General features: G+C 58.7%; 15 protein-coding genes. 8 read left to right on the forward strand and 7 right to left on the reverse strand.

Annotated elements, in window-relative coordinates; translation table 11 throughout:
- The first annotated feature begins 202 nt into the window (after positions 1–202).
- From rpsD to GOB94_RS07255, 4 genes are all read left to right on the forward strand, one after another.
- Positions 203–826 carry a 30S ribosomal protein S4 gene (gene rpsD / locus GOB94_RS07240; RefSeq protein WP_182278160.1) on the forward strand — a complete coding sequence of 208 codons (624 nt, stop codon included), beginning with the start codon at positions 203–205 and terminating at the stop codon, positions 824–826.
- A gap of 127 nt (positions 827–953) precedes the next feature.
- Positions 954–3,233, forward strand: coding sequence for a TonB-dependent receptor (locus tag GOB94_RS07245; protein ID WP_182278161.1), 2,280 nt, complete (start codon positions 954–956; stop codon positions 3,231–3,233).
- 12 nt (positions 3,234–3,245) lie between these two features.
- Positions 3,246–3,467, forward strand: coding sequence for a hypothetical protein (locus GOB94_RS07250; RefSeq protein ID WP_182278162.1), 222 nt, complete (start codon positions 3,246–3,248; stop codon positions 3,465–3,467).
- A gap of 18 nt (positions 3,468–3,485) precedes the next feature.
- Positions 3,486–4,451, forward strand: a complete 966-nt coding sequence (locus GOB94_RS07255) for a CbiX/SirB N-terminal domain-containing protein (RefSeq protein WP_182278163.1) — start codon at positions 3,486–3,488, stop codon at positions 4,449–4,451.
- A 530-nt stretch (positions 4,452–4,981) separates the two neighbouring features.
- Here GOB94_RS07255 and GOB94_RS07260 read toward each other — a convergent pair.
- The 4 genes from GOB94_RS07260 to GOB94_RS07275 all read right to left on the reverse strand — a co-directional run bounded on the left by GOB94_RS07260 (position 4,982) and on the right by GOB94_RS07275 (position 9,629).
- Positions 4,982–6,835 carry an FUSC family protein gene (locus GOB94_RS07260; protein WP_182278164.1) on the reverse strand — a complete coding sequence of 618 codons (1,854 nt, stop codon included), beginning with the start codon at positions 6,833–6,835 and terminating at the stop codon, positions 4,982–4,984.
- A 10-nt stretch (positions 6,836–6,845) separates the two neighbouring features.
- A complete protein-coding gene (locus GOB94_RS07265) occupies positions 6,846–7,979 on the reverse strand; it encodes a biotin/lipoyl-binding protein (RefSeq protein WP_255484334.1) in 1,134 nt (377 codons plus the stop codon).
- Between the two features lie 64 nt (positions 7,980–8,043).
- The gene (locus tag GOB94_RS07270; protein WP_182278166.1) at positions 8,044–8,307 is read right to left on the reverse strand and encodes a YtcA family lipoprotein; all 264 of its coding nucleotides are present in this window, start codon (positions 8,305–8,307) and stop codon (positions 8,044–8,046) included.
- Positions 8,304–9,629: a TolC family protein gene (locus tag GOB94_RS07275; RefSeq protein ID WP_182278167.1), complete on the reverse strand. Its 1,326-nt coding sequence runs from the start codon at positions 9,627–9,629 to the stop codon at positions 8,304–8,306. Before GOB94_RS07275 ends, GOB94_RS07270 begins: the two co-directional genes overlap by 4 nt.
- Positions 9,630–9,837: 208 nt before the next feature.
- Between GOB94_RS07275 and GOB94_RS07280 the strand changes: the two genes are divergently transcribed.
- Positions 9,838–10,452: a TetR/AcrR family transcriptional regulator gene (locus tag GOB94_RS07280; protein ID WP_182278168.1), complete on the forward strand. Its 615-nt coding sequence runs from the start codon at positions 9,838–9,840 to the stop codon at positions 10,450–10,452.
- 92 nt (positions 10,453–10,544) lie between these two features.
- Here GOB94_RS07280 and GOB94_RS07285 read toward each other — a convergent pair whose 3' ends face one another.
- Entirely contained in the window at positions 10,545–11,150 is a 606-nt protein-coding gene (locus GOB94_RS07285) for a GntR family transcriptional regulator (protein ID WP_182278169.1), read from the reverse strand.
- A gap of 386 nt (positions 11,151–11,536) precedes the next feature.
- Between GOB94_RS07285 and GOB94_RS07290 the strand changes: the two genes are divergently transcribed.
- The 3 genes from GOB94_RS07290 to GOB94_RS07300 are packed head-to-tail and all read left to right on the forward strand — an operon-like array spanning position 11,537 to position 17,437.
- Entirely contained in the window at positions 11,537–14,713 is a 3,177-nt protein-coding gene (locus GOB94_RS07290; protein WP_182278170.1) for an efflux RND transporter permease subunit, read from the forward strand.
- Positions 14,710–15,948: an efflux RND transporter periplasmic adaptor subunit gene (locus GOB94_RS07295; RefSeq protein WP_182278171.1), complete on the forward strand. Its 1,239-nt coding sequence runs from the start codon at positions 14,710–14,712 to the stop codon at positions 15,946–15,948. Before GOB94_RS07290 ends, GOB94_RS07295 begins: the two co-directional genes overlap by 4 nt.
- 46 nt (positions 15,949–15,994) lie before the next feature.
- Complete coding sequence (locus tag GOB94_RS07300) at positions 15,995–17,437, forward strand: efflux transporter outer membrane subunit (RefSeq protein WP_182278172.1); 1,443 nt, start codon at positions 15,995–15,997, stop codon at positions 17,435–17,437.
- A 764-nt stretch (positions 17,438–18,201) separates the two neighbouring features.
- On the opposite strand, the gene gyrB is transcribed toward GOB94_RS07300, so the two are convergent.
- Together gyrB and GOB94_RS07310 are read right to left on the reverse strand one after the other, a co-directional pair.
- Positions 18,202–20,823: a DNA topoisomerase (ATP-hydrolyzing) subunit B gene (gene gyrB, locus GOB94_RS07305; protein WP_255484392.1), complete on the reverse strand. Its 2,622-nt coding sequence runs from the start codon at positions 20,821–20,823 to the stop codon at positions 18,202–18,204.
- A 167-nt stretch (positions 20,824–20,990) separates the two neighbouring features.
- A complete protein-coding gene (locus tag GOB94_RS07310) occupies positions 20,991–22,358 on the reverse strand; it encodes a hypothetical protein (RefSeq protein ID WP_182278174.1) in 1,368 nt (455 codons plus the stop codon).
- Positions 22,359–22,458 lie beyond the last annotated feature (100 nt).

Consider the following 22,458-nt stretch of genomic DNA (forward strand, 5'->3'; position numbering starts at 1 on the left):
AAACGAATGCGCTCAGACGCTGTGCGACCAGACATGGCCCACGACAGTTTGCCGATTCCTACTTGACCTAAATATAGGACCAAATTAGTCTTCAATTCAAGCAGGGGGAGATGCGGAGTCTCTTGGCGAAGCGCCACAGCCCTCTGGAGATCGACACGACGATGTGCCTTATGCACATCGTCCCGAAGGATGAGACGACGATATGAGTCAACGAAAGAAATGGAAGATCCAGCGTGCGCTGGGTATGGAACTGCCTGGTCTGGGCAAACCGGGCGCTCTTGAAAAACGAAACTATCCGCCTGGGCAGCACGGTAAGGCGCGCAAGCCGAAGGTCTCTCAATTCGGCGCACAGCTCCGGGAAAAACAGAAGCTCATCTTCCACTATGGCATTCGAGAGGAGCAGCTGCGCCGGTTTGTGCGCAAGGCCAAGAGCCTCCAGCCCAAGAATTGGATAGAGGCGCTGATTGGACTGCTCGAACGTCGTCTCGACAATGTTGTCTTCCGCCTGGGCTTCGCCCGCAGCATGGCGGCCGCACGTCAGTTGGTCTCGCACGGACACGTCCTCGTCAACGGTCGAAGAGAGACCATCGGCTCGATGGTGCTCCCTCCCGGCGCGGTCGTGCAACTCAGCGAAAGAGCAAATCTATTAGAGACGACGCAGGCTGCGCGGCGATCCCCTCGGCTGTCCCTGCCATCTTTCCTACAATTCGAGAGTGCGGAGTCGATGGAACGAGGCGTGCTGCTTTCCATCCCCGATTCGCGCCATATTCCATTTGAGTTCAATACCAATCAAGTTGCTGAGTATTACGCCAAGCGTGGCGTCTGATCCAGCCACAGCAGGTGTAGGCAATCCGATGGGGGAGTCTTTTGGCGAAGCGCCCCTGGAGGATTGGAGATCGACAACCCAGGCAGCTCGCTCACAAGCGGCCGCCGTAACCATGAAAGGTGAGGCGATGCGCAAATTTGTCTTTGCTGTCTTTCTGTTTCTATGTATGGCATTTTATGCGACGGCACAAATTGTATCGCAATCTGTGGCCGGTCACGTCTTCGATCCAAAGAGAGCCGCGATACCGCACGCAACCGTGACCCTTCGCAATGCGCTGAATGGCGCGTCCCAACAAACACAAACCAATAACCAGGGAGAGTACGCCTTCCATAACGTCGCTTCGGGCGAATATGTACTAACTACTGCTGCGCCGGGTCTCGCAACTGCCACGCGTTCGATACAGGTGAAATCCGAGGTTGTCCCTGTGGCGGCGGACATTACCTTGTCCGTTGCAAGCGTCGAGCAGAATGTCACGGTGGTTTCCGCCTCGCGCGTCGAAGAATTGCAGCAGGACACCCCGCTGCCAGTCGATGTCATCACCCAACAACGCATTCAGCGTACCGGATTCGAGAACGTCGCTGACGTTCTCGGCGAGTTGCCGGGCGTGGTGACACGCAATAACAGCTCCTACTCCGGTTCCTCGGAAGAACTGATCGATGGCGTGCCCTCGGCGGACGTGCTGGTGTTGCAGGATGGCCTGCCGCTTGTCGGCGCACGCGGCATCAACAGCGGCATCATCGATCTCGGACAACAGAACATCAGCAGGCTGGATCGTATCGAGGTCGTTCGCGGTGCCGCCTCCGCGCTCTATGGAACAGATGCCGTTGGCGGCGTCATCAATCTCATCACTCATGAGCCTACACATCCATTTGAGGGGGGTCTGCGAATCTCAGGAGGTACGCTGGGCGCATTCGATGGGGACCTTGACCTTGGAACGCACTACAAGAAGCTTGATGCCTTCACCGATCTGGAACTGCACCACATCAACTCCTACACACTGATCCCTGATAACGAGAGCACGATTGGAGCCAACGACCAACGCTATGACGGTATGGTGAAGCTGCGCTACAGCTTCAGTCCCAAAGCAGCCATCGGCTACACCGTCAACGCTTATCACGACAACGCCACGGGCAAGAACACGGACATTACTGGCGCTGCGGCTTCCGGCTATGACTCGTCTACCAGCACTGACAGCACACAGACACATGCGCTGGTCGGCGACTTTGCGCCAACCTCGACCACTGCGGTGCAGGCACGTTTGTACGAAGCCCGGTATGACTCGAACTCCTGGTCGAATCCGCTCGATGCGAACAATACTGCGGGCGCACAATTCGATTACGGCAATTTATACGAGCGGTATCACCGTGCCGATGCGACCGTCTCTCAGCAGATCGGCTCGTGGAACTTCCTGCAAGGCGGCGACGAATGGGTACAGGACTCCTATCGCGGCCTGAACCGCATCGTCGGCAATGACGACGGACAGCAGATCACCACGAACGATGTCTGGTTGCAGGATCGTATCCAGCCGTGGAAGAAACTCATCATCGACCTTGGCGGCCGCTACAATCATCATTCGCTCTATGGGAACCACGTCGTTCCGAAGGTCGGTCTCGTCTACAAGGTGAATGACCACTGGACGGTGCGCAGCGCCTATGGCAAGGGCTTCCGCTCTCCAACCATCGGCGAACTGTACTATCTCCTGCTCCATCCAGAATACTTCTATCAGGTCATCGGCAATCCCACGCTGAAACCGGAGAGCAGTGAGAGCTGGTCGGTGGGCGGCGGCTATCAGGCGAACCGCTTCAGTCTGGATGTCACGCTCTACCGCAACAATCTGAATCACCTTATCGACTATCTGGATGCTGGTTTTCCGATGACGGAAGCAGAGCTTCAGGCCCTGCTCGCCCAATATGGCATCCCCCCGACTTTCGGAGCGATTCCATTTGTCGAAACCTTCGTCTACACCAACATCGATCATGCCCACACGCAGGGAGTCAATCTCAAAGGTAGCGTGCTCCTCAGCCGTAATCTGAAGGTGGACGGCTTCTATGCCTATGTTGATCCCTACTACCGCGTAGTGGAACAACAGATGCTTCCCGAAGTGAGCCGCAATTCAGGATATGTTCGCGCCGAGTATGTCTCCCGCAAGCTGGGAATCGTAACCAACATTCGAGGAAACTTCTTTGGCAAGTGGCTGCTGGCGAGTGGCGGCTATGAGCACGATTACGCTCTCTGGAATCTCTACGCCTCAAAGGACATCTCGCATGGCCTTCAGGCATACGGCTCTATCGACAATCTCTCTAATAGCCGCGACAGCATGTTGTCCCAGAATCCGCCAACCTACGACCGCACCGATTATGGCCGACTCTTCAGAATCGGCCTACGTTACACCTTCCCACACGAATAGGAGACATCAGACATGAGCGACATCAACGTGATTCTCGCAGAACGTCTCGGTACAGGCGCAATCCGGCTTTGTGGATGCAACTGTGTTCATCTCAGCATCGGGCCGGTCACGATCAACATGGCCCCAGAGATGTTCGCTCAGGCTGCTCTCCTCGTGAAAGACGCTATGGAATCTCTGTCTGTCATCGTTGCCGCTGGCGAAATCGACCAGCCCCAAAGCGCGATGCCCAACTAAGCAAGATCGGAGTTCGCATTGAAAAAGATCATATTTGCAACCTTGTCCTGTCTCATCGGCCTAAGCACGATGCACGCTCAGACGGCTGCCCCGCCATCGGCTACACACGCCCAACCGCGTATCGGTATCCTGCTGCTTGCTCATGGTGGAAGCGTTCAAACATGGGATGAGGACGTGCGCCACGTCGCCGATCAGGTAGACCTGAGCGTGCCTACCGAAGTGGCCTTCGGTATGGCAACGCGCTCCTCAATGCAGGCGGCGGTCAACCGCCTGGTCGCCCGTAAGGTCACGGCTATCGTGGCTGTACCCCTTTTCATCAACTCTCATAGTTCCCTGATTGACAGCATCTCCTATCTGCTCGGATTGCGTTCACAACAGCCTGAAGACTTGAAGATGTTTGCCATGATGGATAACGGGGCTGGCGGCATGGCGATGGACCATAGCGCCATGAAACATGATCCCTCCGAAGCGATGAAGCCTGTCACGTCTGCCGTGCCAATCCGTATGGCCTCGGCGCTCGATCATCATCGCATCGTAGCCGACATTCTGAACGACCGCGCTGCTTCCATCAGCCATGACCCGACGCATGAGGTCGTCGTCCTTGTAGCGCATGGGCCGGTAGAAGACGAGGAAAACAACCTGTGGCTACATGACATGAGCATCCTGGCCGATGAGATGCGTTCGCAGAGCCATTACGCCGGTATCGAATTCATGACGTTACGCGACGACGCCGACAAGTCGGTGCGAGACGCCGCCACCCAACAACTCCGCGGTAAGGTGGAAAAAATCACGCAATCGGGCAACACGGCTCTCATCGTGCCATTGCTGCTCTCTTACGGCGGCATCGAAGGCGGTCTGCGTGATCGGTTGAATGACCTGACGTACAGGATGTCCTCACAAGGTCTCCTGCCCGACAAGCGAATTGCGAATTGGGTACTGGCGACAACACAGACTGAATCGTCCTCAAATCCAGCACAGAAGTAGGAGATTATGTCTTGCCTTCCCAACCCGATGGTGGGCCATGACTCCGGCCTCAAGAAGCTTAATGAAAAAGGGACGCGACATCCCGAGGAGATCGGCAGCCCGCTGGGTCGTAACCACTGCTTGTCGGGGATGAGGGTAATGGACTGGCCGTGCGCCATAAACCCCACCACCCTGCTGAGCACTTCATAAACCGTATGGGGAAGTTCAATGCGTTCGCCAGATGGACTCACCAGGGCAGGCACGCCCAGGTGGAGCATCCGCTTTGCATGTGATCCAAGAAAGGAACAAAGCGGTCTTTCAACGGCTTGGATCGGGCATGCTTAGGAAAAGCGGAAGCAGTCTACGCCGCTGGTTGAAGCGTGAGACCGCTAATAGGGATGTAAAAAGGTGTGTAACGGTGGTAGTGGCCAGAGACGGGATCGAACCGCCGCACGTCTCGACCATTGATTCGCGCTGGTATCTTTACCGATCAGCGTGGCCTCTGTTGGCCGCGGCCACGCTGTTTTGATGCGAGGGTGACGCCTTGTAGCTCAACCAGGAATATCTTCAGCATCTGCTTCATCATGGGTAAGTTGTAGCGCATCGGCATAAAATTCGGCGGCAGCAACCTCAATCTGGCGGATTAGACGCCGACTGCACGCGAGCTCTCGTTTCTGATGCCGTCCAATGTCGAAGTAGACGGCCGAGTCGAGTTGCTGAACGCTGACCAGGTCGAGAGAAACCACGTTTCGCAGATGGATCAGTTCGCTTCCGCTTCCGGCAACATCTTTCTGTGCGGCGCGCTTCACTTGCTCGCAGGTCTTTCGAACGCGATGGAGAATGCTTTCCAGTGCTGCCGCGGTACGCATGGGCCACAGTTGATCGAAGATAAACCACATCACCAGAATTCCCAGGGCAATCCCTGCGATCCTGTCCCGCGCAGGTTCAAGATGCATTGCTGGCTTGAATCCCGGCAGTGCGGTGAGAAAAAATCCAAACGCAATCTGTAGCCCGACGTAACTGATGCGCGGACTGCGCATCACCCAGGCAGAGAGCATCGATACCGCAGCGACGACAAGTGTCAGCGAGGTAATGGAATCCATATTTGGATAGAGAAGAGACACCGTTGCGATTCCCAGAAAACCGCCCACCGCTGCGCCCGAAAACCGGTAGAGCTGTTTCTGCTTCATGGCCCCGGTTGAACTGAGGCCCGTAAAGAGAACGGTCACGACACAGGTGACGATGCCCGGCCACGCAAAGGCGTTAAAGAGCACATAGCAGCTTGTAGCCGCTAGAGTCAGTTTGAGCGCGTAGACGGCGGCGTCCGGTGATTGAAATGTATTCGGGAGAAAGATCTGGAGCGAACGAAGAGTGCCGCCGTAAACCTTTGCCGTTTGCTGGCGGGAAACAGCGACCGTATCGCGGCTCTCGGCATACTGTCTAAGCTCAAGAAAAACTCCCTGCAGATTGCTCGCGGCTCCGGCTGGCAAGCGATCATGAAAAGCTCCAGACTCTGAAGAGCTCAAGTGATCGCACAACTCCGCAAGAATTCTGTAGGAAGCTCGGTCTTCACGCTGACTGCCATGCAGAAAGCCGAAGCCGATCAATATGCTCTTCTGAATTGCGCGCGTCAGCAGGCCAATGCGGTAATGGGTTCCGATGGGGACACGCGCCAGGCCTTCGCGAGTATTTCTCAGGCGATCATAGAGTTCGTTCATGCGCACGTCGCTGGCGTTTCCATATTGCATCAGGGCATTCTGCAGCAGGCGCAGCTCTCCGGGACTGATGTCTGCGGACCCCTGGGATAGAGCTCGAAAGAATTTCGATAGCAGCTGAAGCCGCTGCAACATCTCCCACCGAAGTTCATCTGCGGGATGACGTGTTCCAAAGGTGTACTCAACTGCGTTGGCGCAGAGAATGACCAGTCCAAGGGAGGCCAAGTCGAACAGGGAAGTCGCCACGATCGCCGAGGCCGACCGATGCGCATCCCAGGCCGAGAGGAAGACGAAGCCATAGAAGCCGAAGATCGTAAAGAAGAGCGGCTCCGTGGTTCCGGCCATACAGAATGCTGAGACGAAGATGCCAAGGACGACTCCGAGGAAGCGAGCTGTTTCAGTTCCATCCGTGATCTGCACCCATAGCAAGGACGCTGCCAGAGAAAGAGCAGCCGCGGAAAAGACCTGCAAGGAAATCTTTAGAGTTAGCCCTGGCCGCTCTCGCTGTAGAAGGAAAAGCAGGGCCAGCGAGAGAGCCAGCCCTGGCACCTGTAGCGCCATGCTGATCACGAGCGCTATGCAGATGGCCAGGGTGTCGCGAAGACTGCCTGCGAGGCGCCCGGGATAGGGCGCGAGCTCTCCACCGAGCAGGCTGGCGAAGAGCGATTTCCGGGAGAAGGTCGCAGGCATAGGGGTTTCTCTAACGGACGACCGTGATGGCCGTTGCTCCAACGCGGAAGATACTGGGATCGGGATCGACGACCCGAATGCGAACAGGAAAACGCGCCGAGAGGTGAACCCAGTTCAGCGTTCGGTCGACGTCCGGGAGGCCTCCGGCAACACCACCGTCCTCGGGAAAGACGCCGCGGCCGACGCTATCTACCACTCCGTTGAAGCGGTGGTCCGGATGCTCCATCAGATAAACCTCGACGTGCATCCCAGGATGAATGTATTTGAGCTTCGACTCGCGGTAGTTGGATAGGACCCACCATGTGCTCGTATCGATCAGCGTAAACATGGGCGTGCCCACATGAGCATAGGCACCCTGAGAGATATTCATGTTGGCCACATAGCCGTCGAAGGGCGCGCGCACATAGCACCACTTCAGGTTAAGCTCGGCCTGTTGCTCCTTGGCCGCACGCAGGGGACGCTGAGCCATCAGCGTCTCCAGGTCATCGACAGTATGCTCTGCTTCTCCAAGGTGAGACTGTGATGCCTGAAGATTGGCCGTCGCCGACTCCTTCGCGGCCAGCGCCATCGATTGCTGTGCCTGAGCCTGCAGCAGCTCTGAGGCCGCCTGGCGCGAGGCATCTTCGGCAACGCGGACGGCAGTTCGTGCCTGGTCAATCTGCTGCACCGTGACGTAGTGCTTGGTGAGCAGCGGAGCGAGCCGGTTGTAGTCGTTCCTGGCATAGGCCAGTTGCGCCTCGGCCTCGGACCGGGCTGCTGCAGCGCGCTCGACGGCTGCTTTGGCCGCCAGAAAACTTCCTTCAGCCGCACTGATGCCGCTGCGGGAGCCGGTGACGCCTGCGCGTGCCGCGCCAACCGCACTTTGTTCTGCGGCGATTCGCCGCCGCTCATCGTCTATCTCTCCCTCCAGCGTTGCCTGGTCGGCCCTGGCCTGCTGTAGCGCGTATTCATAGGGCCGCGGATCGATGACAAATAGAAGATCGCCCTTGTGGACCGCCTGGTTATCCTGCACCTGCAGGCTGACGAGTCTACCTTCGACCTCGGGAGCGAAGGCAATGGAGTTGGCGCGGACCGTGGCATCGTCGGTCCTGGGGTGGCTGTCGACCTGAAACACGGCGACCGCAAGCAGCAGGAGCGCTGCCATCACGATTCCGATTCCGAGATAACGGCCAAGCCTTGGTTTGTGTTGGGACACTTTGATGGTCCTTTCAGGCGAAGAAGCAGAGCCAAAGCAGGCAGGTGAAGAGCACCACCATGGCTGGGTAGATAACGGCTGGATGGCCGATGGTATGCAGCAGGCGTCGCCGGCGGAGAAAAACATGCGATATGCCTGTCAGAGCCACTCCGGCAACGAGTGAGATCATCCATCCGGGAAAGTAGGAGCCAACGATTTCGACGTTGGGGTTACGGCTGCATCCGGTCAGCAGCAGGGCCGCGACGAAGGAGGGGGCGAGGCGCAAAGGATATCTCACGGGCGGTTTCCTTCAGGAGATGGAGGCTGTACTAACTCCCCGGTGGCGTAACGGAGCGCAACGCCGGATTGCATAAGGCGCACATAAGCGCGAACCGAGGTGAAGCGTGCCTGGGCGAGTTGCTGCTCGGCCTGCACCACATCGACGAGCGAACGAACTCCATACTTATAGGCATCAAGGGAAGAATCGTAGGAGGTTTGCGCGGCCGCCAGAAAAGCACGAGACGATCGCTCCTGCTCGACCGCAGTCTGAAAGTCCACATAGGCGTCCCATACCTGCCGGGTCACCGCATCGTGAGCGGCCCGCTGCTCCTCGGTCGCGGCCTTCTGCGCTGCTACTGCCGAGGCCAACTCATGGCCTCTCGCGCCGTTGAAGATGTCCCACCGCAGGCCAGCGGACGCGGACCATGTCGAGACGTTGGCGTATCCCAGCTGCCCGAAGTCGGCCGTGGGCCACGTGGCGGTCTCTCCGCCGGCAAGTTGCAGTTTCACCTTTGGAAGATAAGCTGCGTGCGCACTTCGGACGTCCTCCTTCGCGCTACGCAGGTCCTGCGCCCGGGCGAGAAGATCAGGCCGCGACTTCCATGCGGTCTGCAGCAGATCCTCGATCGAAGCATTAAGTTCTTCAGCAGAATGCGCCTGGTCTTCCGACGGGATCTGAATTGCAGGAGAAGGCTCGACTCCAATCGCTTCCGTCAGCGCAAGCTTTGCCTTCCGTGCGTCGCCCTCTGCCGAAGCCACGTTGTACTGCGCTTCAGCGGCTCCGGCCTGGGCATTTTGCAGGTCCGGAATCGTCGCTCTTCCATTATCAAACTGGGACTGGGCGTTTGAGAGCAAGGTCTGTGCCGTCAGCAAAACTGTCTTCGCTGCGTCCAACTGGCCCATAGCCTGCTGCGCATCGTAGTAGCGCGCGGCGGTCGTATAGGCGAGATCCTGTTGGACCCGGCCGAAGCGCAGCGTCGATCCAATCTCACGCGCCTTGCTGGCGGACACCGTCGACGCACGGCTGAAGTCCAGCAGCGTGTATCCGAGTTCGAGCTGTCCAACCGCGGCAGGCAGCTCTGCCGTCACATAACCGCGCGGAGCAATCGGCTTTGGGAAGGGAACAATGGTCCGGGCATCGCTTCCCTGTAACTCCAGGCTCAACAGCGGAAGGTAGAGCGCGCGATCAACTCCTGCCAGCTCCATGGCGCGCTTTGCCTCGGTCCACGCAATGCGGCTAGCCGGACTCGATGCTTCGGCAATGTCGATCAGTTCCGGAAGCGTATAGGTATGCGCAAGATCGATCACTGGAGCCGAAGCCTGGTTGCGCGACGCATTCATGCAATGCGCTACGGCATGGGCAGTCAACGCTGCGCTGCAATCCTGCATCGGTTGCTGCGCAGATAGGGAAGCAGAGCAAACCAGCCCTAGAACAGTCGCGAAGATCTTGCTGCTTGGAAGGTCCATTATCATTCACGCAATAGACAACGTATACAGTGTAAACTGAAATGTAGTCGGCGTATACTTAAATGTGACCGGGATAAAGGGCATGCCATCTCATACAGTCGAACGCGGTGTATTACGGGCGCGCCTTATCGAGGTGGCAGGCAAACTGCTGACCAGCGAAGGCTATGAAGCACTCTCGATGCGCCGTGTCGCACAGGAAGCCGGCTGCTCGCAGATGGCGGTCTACAGGCACTTCGCCAATAAGGAAGCACTGACCCAGCATCTGTGCTCGATGCTCTATACAGATTTTGTCGTTAGAGTAAGCCGTGAGATGGAGATCGCCGAAGATCCCTGGGAGAAGCTGAGGCTCTTTATCGTCGCGTTGATTCGATTTGCGACTCGCTATCCGGACCACTACTCCCTAGTCTTTCTGGTGCGGCACTCCAATCCCGAAGTGGTAGCGGATCGTGAGCGGTTGGGAGCAGAATTTCTTCGCAAAGTTCGCGAGATCGTCCGGGGAGTTCTTCCCGCCGAGGTTGACGACGTGACGGTCAACATGCGGCTCAGGCAAGTAGTTGCTTGCCTGCATGGGACCGCAGCTCTGCTGATTGCCCACCCAAAGGCCTACGATCTTACCCGGCAGAGGGCAATTGACGACGTGGAAGCCACGTTCCGGAAGCTGCTGCTGCCCGAAGAAGCCGCCGGCGCTCAGCCATAACCTTGCAGGGGAGAATGCTTTAGAACGATTCTAGAACTGCCTTCATCGCCCAAGTGTCATGTATTGGTCGAGCTCTGCCGATTTATGGGGGATCAATCCGTTTGCGGCATTTTGCCGATATGGGTTAGCAGAAAGGAAGGGTTCGCAGGAAAATTGAAGATGTGCTTTTGGAGAAGCTCGCCCGCTCGCTTGCCGTCTCCCTGTTCCAGTGCTTCGATGATCTTCCAGTGGGCTTCCTGCGCAGTGGTCAAATTGATGTTGCTTCTCCTCAACCACATCTGGAGCCGGACTTCAAAGGCCAGCGAGTTCCAGGTGCGGAGCAGGATACGGTTGGATGCACCCTCTACGATCAGGCGATGAAAGTTCACATCGTGGCGAGCGTAGGCCGTCACGTCCTTCCGGTGGGCTGCGTCGAGGATAGCCGAAGCGGTCTTCTCTAAAGTAGCGACCGAGCCTTTGAAGTATGGTGCAGCGAGTTGGCCGGCAAGATCCTCGAGCATGGCGCGGACCATATACGCCTCACGGATGTCCTGCGGGGTGACCTCTCGAACACGTGTTCCCTTATAGGGCTCCGTCACTACTAATTCGAGCCCTTCCAGTTCACAAAGGGCCTCGCGGACAGGCCCCTGACTCGTATTCAACTCCCGTGCAATGTGCAGTTCGATAAGGCGCGTCCCGGGGGGGAGTTCACCGCTCATGATCCTTCGTAGAAGGTCCTGCTTGACTCGGTCAGCCATGGAGTCGCGGTGCAGAGAGCGCTCTTTACTTGCCATGAGAGCCGATTATAAATAATCTGCGACGTTTAGGATTATCAATAATCTATAGTCTAGCGGCTCGTTCCAGGTCCTGAGGTCCCGTTGCAGACAACTGCCGGTCTGGCACCAGCAAAAGCGTCAGGCGTTGCCCATTCGCGTATGGCGTAAGACGTAGGACCACAGTCAAGAGAAGGCATAGACCAGGACCGCACGTCGACATGCAGTCCCTGACCCCACCCATCCCGATCGCCCCTCAGATGCTCTTCGGCGGAGCGACCGGCGAAGACGATTGATGCAGCACCTCATTACGTGACAGAAGGAACTCGGCTATGTGGATTGTCAAACTTGCACTAAATCGTCCCTACACCTTTGTAGTCGCCGCCATCCTGATTCTGCTGTTGGGTGCCTCATCCATTGCGACCATGCCGACCGACATTCTGCCGAACATCGACATCCCTGTCATCACGGTTGTCTACGATTACCGTGGCCTGCAGGCGCAGGAGATGGAACAGCGCATTACGACCTTCAATGAATTCATCATGTCGACGGTGAGTGATGTGAAGTCGATCGATTCGCAGACTGTTCGCGGCTATGCCGTCCTGATGATTTACTTTCAGCCGCAGGTGCATATCGATGCTGCCATCGCGCAGGTGGGCGCGGCCACGCAGTCGATCCGCTTTCGCTTTCCTCCCGGCGTGAACCCGCCGTGGGTGCTTCGCTTCAGCGCCTCGACGGTGCCGATCTATCAACTTGCACTCTCCAGCGACTCTCTGTCGCAGTCGGCGTTATACGACTATGGCATCTTCCGGGTGCGGCAAAAAATATCGGTCGTTCCAGGCACAATGCTCGAAGCGCCTCATGGCGGCGTGGTACGGCAGATCATGGTGGACCTGAACCAGCAGGAGTTGCTGGCGAAGGATCTAACGCCGATGGATGTGGAAGAAGCCCTCTCGGCGCAGGACGTGACCATGCCCACCGGCACGATCAAAATCGGAGGGCGCGAGTATGGTTCGAGTCTGAATAATAGCCCAACCGATGCGTTGGACTTGAATAATGTTCCGGTCAAGGTCGTCGGCAACTCGGTAATCTTTATGCGTGATGTTGCGCATGTACGTGATGGCTGGATGGTGCAGCAGAACGTCGTCCGTGCCAATGGCAAACCATCGGTACTGCTACCCATCTACCGGAGTGGTTCCGTATCGACACTCTCGATCATCAATCAGATCAAGAACAATATCCTTCCTGCCGTTCGAGCGGCCGCCCCAAAGGGCATGACGATCAAGGGGCTGTTCGATCAGTCGGTGTTTGTCCGGGCGGCGATCGAGGGGGTGTTGCGCGAGGCGGTCATCGCCTCGTTCCTGACGGCGCTCATGATCCTGGTCTTCTTGGGAAGCTGGCGCAGTACATTGATTATTGCGATCTCGATCCCGCTCTCCATTCTGAGTTCCATCATTGTCCTGAATGCGCTCGGGGAGACACTGAATACGATGACCCTGGGAGGTCTGGCGCTGGCCGTCGGCATTCTGGTCGACGATGCAACCGTCACAATCGAGAATATCCATCGCCATATGGACGGCAATTCGCTCTATGACGCCGTGCTCCAGGGCGCGTCGGAGATCGCAGTGCCGACGTTTGTATCGACGATGACCATCTGCATCGTTTTCGTCTCCGTCATCTTTCTTACCGGGCCGGCGAAGTATCTATTCACGCCGATGGCGCTGGCCGTTGTGTTTGCGATGCTGGCTTCCTACATTCTCTCCCGCACGCTTGTGCCGACGCTGGTCAACCACATGCTGGCGGGCGAGGTCCATTACTCAGTGGAGGCCTCCGACCACACGGCCGAGGAGCCGCGGCCGTCCTGGTTCGAGAGCTTCAACGACCGATTCAATGCAGGCTATCTGCGGATGCAGACCTACTACACAGAGTTGCTGCACCGGTTCATCGAGCACCGGCGGACGGCTCTGATTGCATGTGCCTGCGTGATGGCAACAGCGTTTCTATTGCTGCCTTTCATCGGACGCGATTTCTTCCCCAGTGTGGATACCGGCCAGTTCCGCCTGCATGTACGCGCCATGCCGGGAACCCGGATTGAGCAATCGACTGTACTCCTCAGCCAGGTGGAGCAGAAGATCCGGGATGTTGTTCCGGCGAACCAGCTTGACCTGATCCTTGACGATATCGGGCTTCCCCAGGACCCGATCAGCTTCACGTTCGGATTTACACCGAATATAGGAGCCTTCGATGGCGAGATCCTCGTTTCGCTGAACAAGAACCATGCTGCAACGCAGACTTATATCGAGCAACTGCGCAAGGTGCTGCCAAAAGCCTTCCCCTCGATGACGTTTTACTTCGAGCCTGCTGACATGGTGACGCGGATTCTGGACTTTGGCGTGACGGCACCGATCGATGTCCAGGTACAAGGCACGGATGCAGGAAACTTCGATGTCGCACGTGATCTTCGAGAGAAGATTGCAGCAATACCGGGTGCAGCGGATGTTCATCTGCAACAGGTGATGGACAGCCCCACGTTCAAGATTAACGTAGATCGAACGCGCGCGGCGCAGTTTGGATTGACCCAGCAGGATGTGGCCAACAGCTTGTTTGTGTCGATGGCTTCGGGCTATGCCGTGGCTCCAAACTTCTGGGCCGATCCAAAGATGGGTCTCACCTATACGGTCACAGCGCAGACGCCGCAATACCGCCTGGACTCGCTGAACACGTTGAAGAACACACCGATCCCCATCAGGACGATTCCTAACCGCACAGAGACGCTGGGCAACATGGCTACGATCACTCCATCGTTCGAGCCAATCGTCATCAACCATCACAACGTGCAGAGGGTCTACGATGTGCTGCTCAACACCCAGGACACAGACCTCGGAACCATTGCAAAGCGGGTCCAGCGAGTCGTCGATGAGGAACAGAAAAAGCTTCCTGCCGGCAACGTCATCGAGGTGCGTGGACAGGTGGAGAGCATGAACGAGGCGTTCGCGCGCCTGGGCATCGGGTTGGTCTTCGCGGCGATTCTGGTGTACCTGCTGATGGTGGTCAATTATCAGAGCTGGCTCGATCCGTTCATCATCATCTGCGCCCTTCCCGGGGCTTTCTGTGGCATCGTCTGGGCCCTGTTCCTGACGCAAACGACCTTCAGTGTTCCGAGTCTGATGGGAGCTATTATGTCCATCGGCGTTGCGACGGCAAACTCCATTCTGCTGGTGACCTTTGCCAAGGAACAGACCGAACGCGGTCTCACGGCACTTGAAGCTGCTGTCTCCGCAGGCTCCACACGCCTACGGCCCATCATCATGACGGCCTTCGCGATGATCGTCGGCATGCTGCCGATGGCCCTTGGGCTGGGTGAGGGTGGCGAGCAGAACGCGCCGCTGGCACGCGCTGTCATCGGCGGCTTGTCGATGGCCACGTTCGCCACGCTCTTTTTTGTTCCTTTGATGTACAGCCTCATACACGGAAGAAACGAAGTCATGGAAGAGGAGAACGCACAATGACGTCCACTGCTACCAACACCAATCCGCCTCGCAGGCAGACCGCTCGCATTGTCGGTGCCGTCGTTCTGCTGGGGGTTCTGCTGGCAATCGGGATTGTCCCTCGCGTCATCAGAGGCCGGGAGGCGAGAGATGTCGTTCAGGCCAGTACCGTACTGCTTCCCGAGGTCACTGTCGTCCACCCGGAGCTTGCTCCGGCTAAGTCTTCTGTCTCTCTGCCGGGAAACCTGCTGCCCCTGTACAGCGCCTCTATCTTCGCGCGCACGAGTGGCTATGTCGAGAAACGCTTTGTTGATATCGGATCGCATGTGAAGGCGGGACAGGTACTGGCCATTATTGCGACGCCGGAGGTCGATCAGCAACTGAACCAGGCCCGCGCCGATGTCCTTCAGGCAGCGGCTGCAGTGGAGCAATCGAAGGCTGCGCTCGAGCAAGCCCAGGCAAATCTCGACATCGCGCGCATCACCCGCAACCGCTACACTCCACTGATTAAGAGGCATGCCGTAACGCAGCAAGCCCTCGACGAGGCCGATGCGGCTTTCAACGCACGTACAGCCGATGCATCGGCAGCGCGCGCGAACATCGACGTAACCGAGGCAAGCCTGAAGTCGAAGCAGGCCAACGTGGAGCGCTTGAGCGCGTTGAAGGGGTTCGATCGCATCGTTGCCCCCTTTGAAGGGGTCATCACGAGCCGCAATATCGAGCAGGGCGATCTTGTAAACGATGGAAGCAATGGTGGCGCGAAGAGCTTGTTCAGTGTTGCGCAGAGTGATGTGCTTCGTGTGCAGGTCGAGGTGCCACAGTCGGATGCGCTGGCCATCAAGGCAGGGCAGCAGGCCACGCTTACTGTGCAGGAGAGGCCTGGCCGCCGCTACATCGCCACGGTCACGCGCAGCGCAGAGTCGGTCGATCTGGCGGCTCGAACGATGCTCACGGAGGTCCAGGTGGACAACCATGACGGTTCGCTCCTGCCTGGCATGTACGGCCAAGTGAGCTTCGACGTTGCCGCCAGCGGGCCGTCACTGATCATTCCATCGACCGCTCTGGTCATCGATAAAAACGGGATGCACGTCGTTTCAGTGTCGGCCGACAGCCGCGTTCACTTTATCCCCGTCAATATTGGCCAGGACCAGGGCGCGCAGGTCGAGATCTCCCAGGGACTGCACGGCGGAGAGACCCTGGTCAGCAACCCGAGCGATCTGCTGAGCGACGGACAGAAGGTCTCGCTTGCGCAGTAATCAGAGGAACCGGGATGAGAGGCAAAGCCACGACTGGAGCAACATCATGAATCGATCTCTTCCATTCATTCCAGCAGCAGCGCTGCTGTTGCTGACGGGCTGCATGGTCGGGCCAAAGTATAAACGGCCCGCCGCCATCATGACGCCCTCCTTCAAGGAGGCCGCAGGGGCTGGATGGAGACCCGGACAGCCCAGCGATCAGACCCTGAAGGGTAACTGGTGGCGCATGTACCAGGACCCGCAACTCGATGCCCTCGAAGCGCAGGTGGATGATGCCAACCAGACCCTCAAGATCGCTGCAGCGAACTTTCGCGCCGCACGCGCAGCCATCGGATTCGCGCGCTCGAACGAGGCCCCGACAGTGGGTGTGGGTGCAAGTGCGGGTACGGTCCGGGAGTCGGCCAACCAGCCCTACTTCCTGACCAACCTCGCCAACAATGGCGGAGGAGATTTCTCTTCACCGATCGATCTCAACTATGAGATCGATCTATGGGGACGCATTCGCCGCGGTGTCACATCTGCCCGGGAACAGGCGCAGGCAAGCGCTGCTGATATGGAAAGCGTGCGGCTGAGTCTTCACGCGGAGTTGGCAACAGACTACTTCGGCCTGCGCAGCGACGACGGGCAAGAGAAGTTGCTCGACGATACGATCAAGGCCTACACGGACGCGCTGCAGCTAACCCATGACCGCTTCGACGGAGGGCTGGCGCTTTCGTCCGACGTAACTCAGGCAGAGGCGCAACTGGATCAGGCACGCGTCCAACGCACCGACGCCGAGGTCCAACGCACCCAGTACGAACATGCTATCGCGGTGCTGGTCGGCAAGCCGCCAGCTGCGCTAACGATTCCCCGGAGTCCGATTGACATTCAAGCGCCGCAGGTGCCATCCATTCCAGCGGTAGTGCCATCCGCTTTGTTGGAGCGGCGTCCGGACATCGCCGCTGACGAGCGCCGCATGGCCTCGGCTAACGAGCAGATTGGAATCGCGCAGGCAGCCTATTATCCGACCCTGTCTCTCAGCGGACTTGCCGGCATGGAAGGAACTTCCGCGTTGAACTGGTTTACCTGGCCGAGTCGCTTCTGGGCCGTCGGGCCTTCTGTTTCAGAGACTATCTTCGACGGAGGCAGGCGACATGCGGCCTCCAACAGCGCACGAGCCAACTACGACGCAGCCGTCGCAACCTACCGGCAGACGACACTTCAGGCGTTCCAGCAGGTGGAAGACAATCTGGCTGCGCTGCGGTTATTGAATACGGAAAGAGAACAGCAGCATCGTGCTACTGCTGCATCCCTCCAGTCCCTTGACACCTTCAAGGCTCGCTATGAGGGCGGTGTCGAACTCTATCTGGACGTAGTCGTCTCGCAGACGGAAGCACTCGGCAATCAGAGAAATGATATTGAGCTCATGCGGCGGCAACTCGATGCCAGCGTCCTGTTGATCAAGGCCCTCGGAGGAGGATGGGATGTGCACCAGCTACCCAACTTATAGATGCCGGTGCGCGCTTTAAATACCAAAGGCTTCCGGAGCATGGGTAGCTCAGGCAGGCGTGTTGGTTGTCCGTTGACAATCAGCGGCATAGAAGAGCCTCCTCGGGTGCGCCGCGCGAGAGCCAACGAGGAGAATCGCTCAATGCATGATCTGGATGAGCCAAAAAGTTGGTGCAAACGCGACCTGCTTGCAGCGGTTTGAGGCAATGGGAAGAGCAGGATGTGCGCTTGATGCGTGACGATCCCTGCTGGGCGTCTGCATGGCTGCAATCGGCGTCGTGACGGGGTATAGATATGAAGTATCGGAATCAACCTCCGTATAAAGAGGTTAACTCTGGTGGCGGTACAAAGTTGGTACAGTTCGTCTGTACCGCCTGCAAGTCTATGATTTATAAGTAAATAAAATGGTGGCCAGAGACGGGATCGAACCGCCGACGCCGGCTTTTTCAGAGCCGCGCTCTATCCACTGTTCAAGTTGATTGTTTGCCCTACCTGAGCGTCGTTGTCCCTACCGCTATAGGCGGGTGGTAAACCGCGATACTTGCCTCCCAAATGCCTCACTTTATAGCCGATAGGGGTAAGGCTTAGGTAATTCGCGTTGCTCCATCTCTGGTGATTTGTTGTAGCGGCAAGTGAGATTGTGGCAAGAAGCCGATGAACCGTGACAACCCAAAGAGCACGGCCGTCCTCTTTCAGCATTTGCTTCCAGATATTTCACTTTATGCTTTCGATATTTCAACTTTTGCTTCCAGCTACAGCGGGGGACTAGATGTCGAGGTTCTTTACATCCAGCGCGTTGTCTTCGATGAACTTGCGGCGGCTTTCGACGTCTTCGCCCATCAGCGTGGTGAAGATCTCTTCGGTGGCGGCGATGTCTTCGAGCTTGACCTGCACGAGTGTGCGGCGGGCCGGGTCCATAGTCGTGTCCCAGAGTTGCGACGAGGTCATCTCGCCGAGGCCCTTGTAGCGCTGCACGTCGTAGGCCTTTTTGCCCTGCTCAATGACGTACTCGAAGACCTCGCGCGCGGACTTCTTCTCGACCGGGTCCTGCGAGACCTTGGCGTTCTTCTTCGGAGCTTTCGCGACCGGTTCCGCGCCTACGTCCGCCGCGCCTTCGAGCTCAACCTCTTCAGTGTTCTCGAGGTCTTCTTCGGCCTGCTCCGTCGTGGTTTTCTGCGCTGCGGCGGCACCCTTGGCAGCGTACTCGATGAGGAATGGCCCTGTGAGCTTCTCGCCCATTGCCGCCTGTTTGTGCAGCAGCTGACGTGCGTCAGCGCCCAATGCCAGCGACCAGTCAATCGTGCGCTCGGCGCCTTGCGCGTCCACAAACTTCACCGAGTAGGTGCGGTGCTCCTCGTCGAAGAGCACGTCGGAGACGGACTTGAACTGGTACGTCCGCTCCATCGCCTTGAGGCGAGTGCGCATCTCCTTCAGCTTCGTGTCGTTCTCAAAGCCCTCGGCACGGCGGTCGGCGTCCTTCTTTTCGCTGGCGAAGATCTCGGCAAAGGCTATCGTCACTTCGTCATTGCGGAGGCGCTTGTTGATCTTCTCGAAGAAGCTGAGATACTCGCTCAGGGCGGCCATGTATTTGGTCAGCTCGGAGCCTTCGAGCTTCGCGCCGGCATCGCCGTAGCGGATGACCATGCCGTCGCTGGCGCGCTTGACCATGACCTGAACGTACTCGCGGTCATCCTTAATGTACTGCTCGAAGCGGCCCTTCTTGATGCGGTAGAGCGGCGGCTGCGCGATGTAGACGTTGCCGCGGTCGATCAGCTCCTTCATGTGGCGGAAGAAGAAGGTGAGCAGCAGCGTACGGATGTGCGAGCCGTCGACGTCGGCGTCGGTCATCAGGATGAGCTTGCCGTAGCGCAGCTTGGCGTAGTCGAAGTCGTCCTTGCCGATGCCGGTGCCGAGCGCGGTGATCATGGCTCGGATTTCTTCGTGGCCGAGCATCTTGTCGTAGCGGGCCTTTTCGACGTTGAGGATCTTACCCTTGAGCGGGAGGATGGCCTGGAACTTGCGGTCGCGGCCCTGCTTGGCGGTGCCGCCGGCGGACTCACCCTCGACGAGGTAGAGCTCGCACATCTCGGGACGACGCTCGGAGCAGTCGGCGAGCTTACCTGGCAGTCCACCGCCGTCGAGTGCGCCCTTGCGGCGCGTGAGGTCGCGGGCCTTGCGGGCCGCCTCGCGGGCTCGGGCGGCGTCGATGGCCTTGTTGATGATCTTCTTGGCGACCTGCGGGTTCTGCTCCAGGAACGCGCCGAGGCGCTCGTTGACGAAGGCCTGCACCTGCCCGGCGATGTCGGAGTTGAGCTTGCCCTTGGTCTGGCCTTCAAACTGCGGCTGCGGCAGCTTGACGCTGACGACTGCGACGAGGCCTTCGCGCACGTCATCGCCGGAGAGGTTTTCCTTGACGTCCTTGAAGAGGCCGAGCTGCTGACCGGCGACGTTGATGGTGCGCGTGAGCGCGGTGCGGAAGCCCGAGAGGTGCGTGCCGCCGTCGATGGTGTGGATGTTGTTGGCGAAGCTGAAGACGGTTTCGGAGTAGGCGTCGTTGTACTGCAGTGCAATCTCCATCACCAGGCTGCCGATCTCGGCCTCCATGTAGATGGGCTTTTCGTGCAGCACCTGTTTGCCTTTGTTGAGCAGCTTGATGAACTCCGCGATGCCGCCGGTGTACTTGTAGCTCTGACTCTTGGCTTCGCCCTTGGCGTCGAGCGCGCGCTCGTCGGTCAGCGTGATTTCGATGCCCTTGTTGAGGAACGCGAGCTGGCGCAGGCGGTTGGCGAGGGTGTCGAAGTTGTACTCGGTGACGGTGAAGATGGTTTTATCGGGCAGGAAGTGGACCTGGGTGCCGCGGCGCTTGGTCGCGCCCAGCTTGCGCAGCTCGCTGATCGGCTCGCCCTTGGAGTAGTCCATCGTCCAGGTGAAGCCGTCGCGCCAAATCTCGACATCGAGCTCCTGCGAGAGTGCGTTGACGCAGCTTACGCCGACGCCGTGCAGACCGCCGGAGACCTTGTAGTTGGAGGCGTCGAACTTGCCGCCGGCGTGCAGCATGGTGAGCACCACCTGCACTGCGGGCATCGTCTCGCCGGTGGGCAGGGTCTTGTTGTCCACGGGGATGCCGCGGCCGTCGTCGATGACGGTGATGGAGTTGTCGGAGTGGATGGTGACGTCGATGCGCGTGGCGTGGCCGGCGAGGGCCTCGTCGACCGAGTTGTCCACGACCTCGTAGACGAGGTGGTGCAGGCCCTGCTCTCCTGTCGACCCGATGTACATCGCCGGGCGCAGCCGGACGGCCGCCAAACCTTCGAGAATCGTAATGTTTTCACCGGTGTACGAACCGGCTTCGGGAATCGGATTCTTTGTATCCTGCGGATCAGACAGAGGACTTTGCGTTGACAATCGAGCTCCGGATGGCGGCGTTGGTTGGAGTGCGCTTCGACAGGGTGGAAGTACCCGTAAGCCCGGGAGTTAACGCCGCCTGAAAGGGAAGTTCCCTGGCCATAATTTTACCACGCCGACACTGTGAATTCCGGGCGGCCAAAAGCCCTCTATCCCCGCGCCAATTCAGGGGAATTCGCTCTCTTTTGGGACTGCTGTGGAGTTCCACCGAGCCAGGATTGCAGCAGCCAGTAGCCCACTGCCCAGAGGAGCAGGCCCAGCGCGATCCGCTGACCCAGCCCCGGCACCAGCAGAATCCACGGTAAGGCCAGATGCACAGCCAGCACACCCACGCTCGCAGCGGCCTGCTGCGTGGTCAGAGAGGGTTGCGTGAACTCATCCAACAGCCGAGGCACTGCGACGAGAAACAGTGGCCACGCGTACTGCATCAGGTGCCCGAAGCCTGCGCCGAGAACCGGGGCCAGCAGGAAGCTGACCCCGCCATACAGCAGAGCGAACCGGAGCAGCACGCTGCGCCCTTGCCAGTGGCGATGGCGCCACCAGAGGACCGCCGCCATCAACGGCAACACTCCGAAGAGACGCAGAGTGTTGTCGACCGCCGCCAGTTGCTGCAGCCATGAGAAGCCGCAGATGCCGACGGCGTGCACGGGGCCAAGGTGCAGTGGAGTGCTCCAGACGGGAACGCGGCATAGCTCGGGGTTGGCGTCGCTCCAGGGGATGATGCCGAGCACGTTGCGGAGGAAGTTCCACGGCACCTTGGCGAAGACGTAGATGACCTCGGGCAGGTGCTCGACGTTGGGTTGGCTGCCCGCGTTGAGCCGCGAGACGATCAGCGTGCCGACCACAGCCGACGCGACTGCCACGGCCGCGTACAACCAGCGGCGCGGCTGCGGCCAGCGCGCCCAGCCAGCCAGTATGAAGCAGACCAGCGTGAGCGATGCGCTCTCGCGCGAGAGCATCAGTGGGAGCATTATGAGGGCTGCAGCAAGCCAGAGTTCCCGCTCAAGCAGCACAAGAAGCGCCGCCAGCAGAGCCGCGTACCAGAGGTCTGGCAGCACGAGGTACTGCACGAGCAGCGGCCAGCTTGCCACGAGCACCAGCGCGGCCAGCATCCAGCGCGGGGCGAGTGTCTGCAGTGCGAGCCAGACTGTCGCCGCCAGCGCGAAGACCAGCGACAAGGTTGCCTCCGCGAGAAACCCGGCGTGCAGGTCGCCGCCGGGTAGACGCCCCAGTAGAGCCGCCACACGCGCGCCGAGCTGTCTGGAAGCAAACGGCTGCATCACCGTATGCCCTGCGGCGAGCTTCAGATAGTGAAAGGAATCCGGTGCATGAAAGACCGCACTGAGCGGGGCGATGGACAATACTACGGCCAGAGCAACCCCAACACCCAAGAGCACCACAACCGTTAGCGCAAGCCAGCGGGCCGGACCGCGCCAGGCGCACAGTGGCTGCGTCAGCACATGGAGCAGCTTTGCCGCTCCACCTTCGCCCCTGCCTTCGATCGCCACTTTCGGCATGCTGTCCCCGGCCGCCTCGGCTTTGGCGGCCGCGCGCCTTCTTGTTATACCGTCTCTCCCATCATCAACGAGATCGACAGCCCCACGCGAGAGCGCGCAG

This window comes from Granulicella sp. 5B5, from assembly GCF_014083945.1.
Lineage (GTDB): Bacteria > Acidobacteriota > Terriglobia > Terriglobales > Acidobacteriaceae > Granulicella.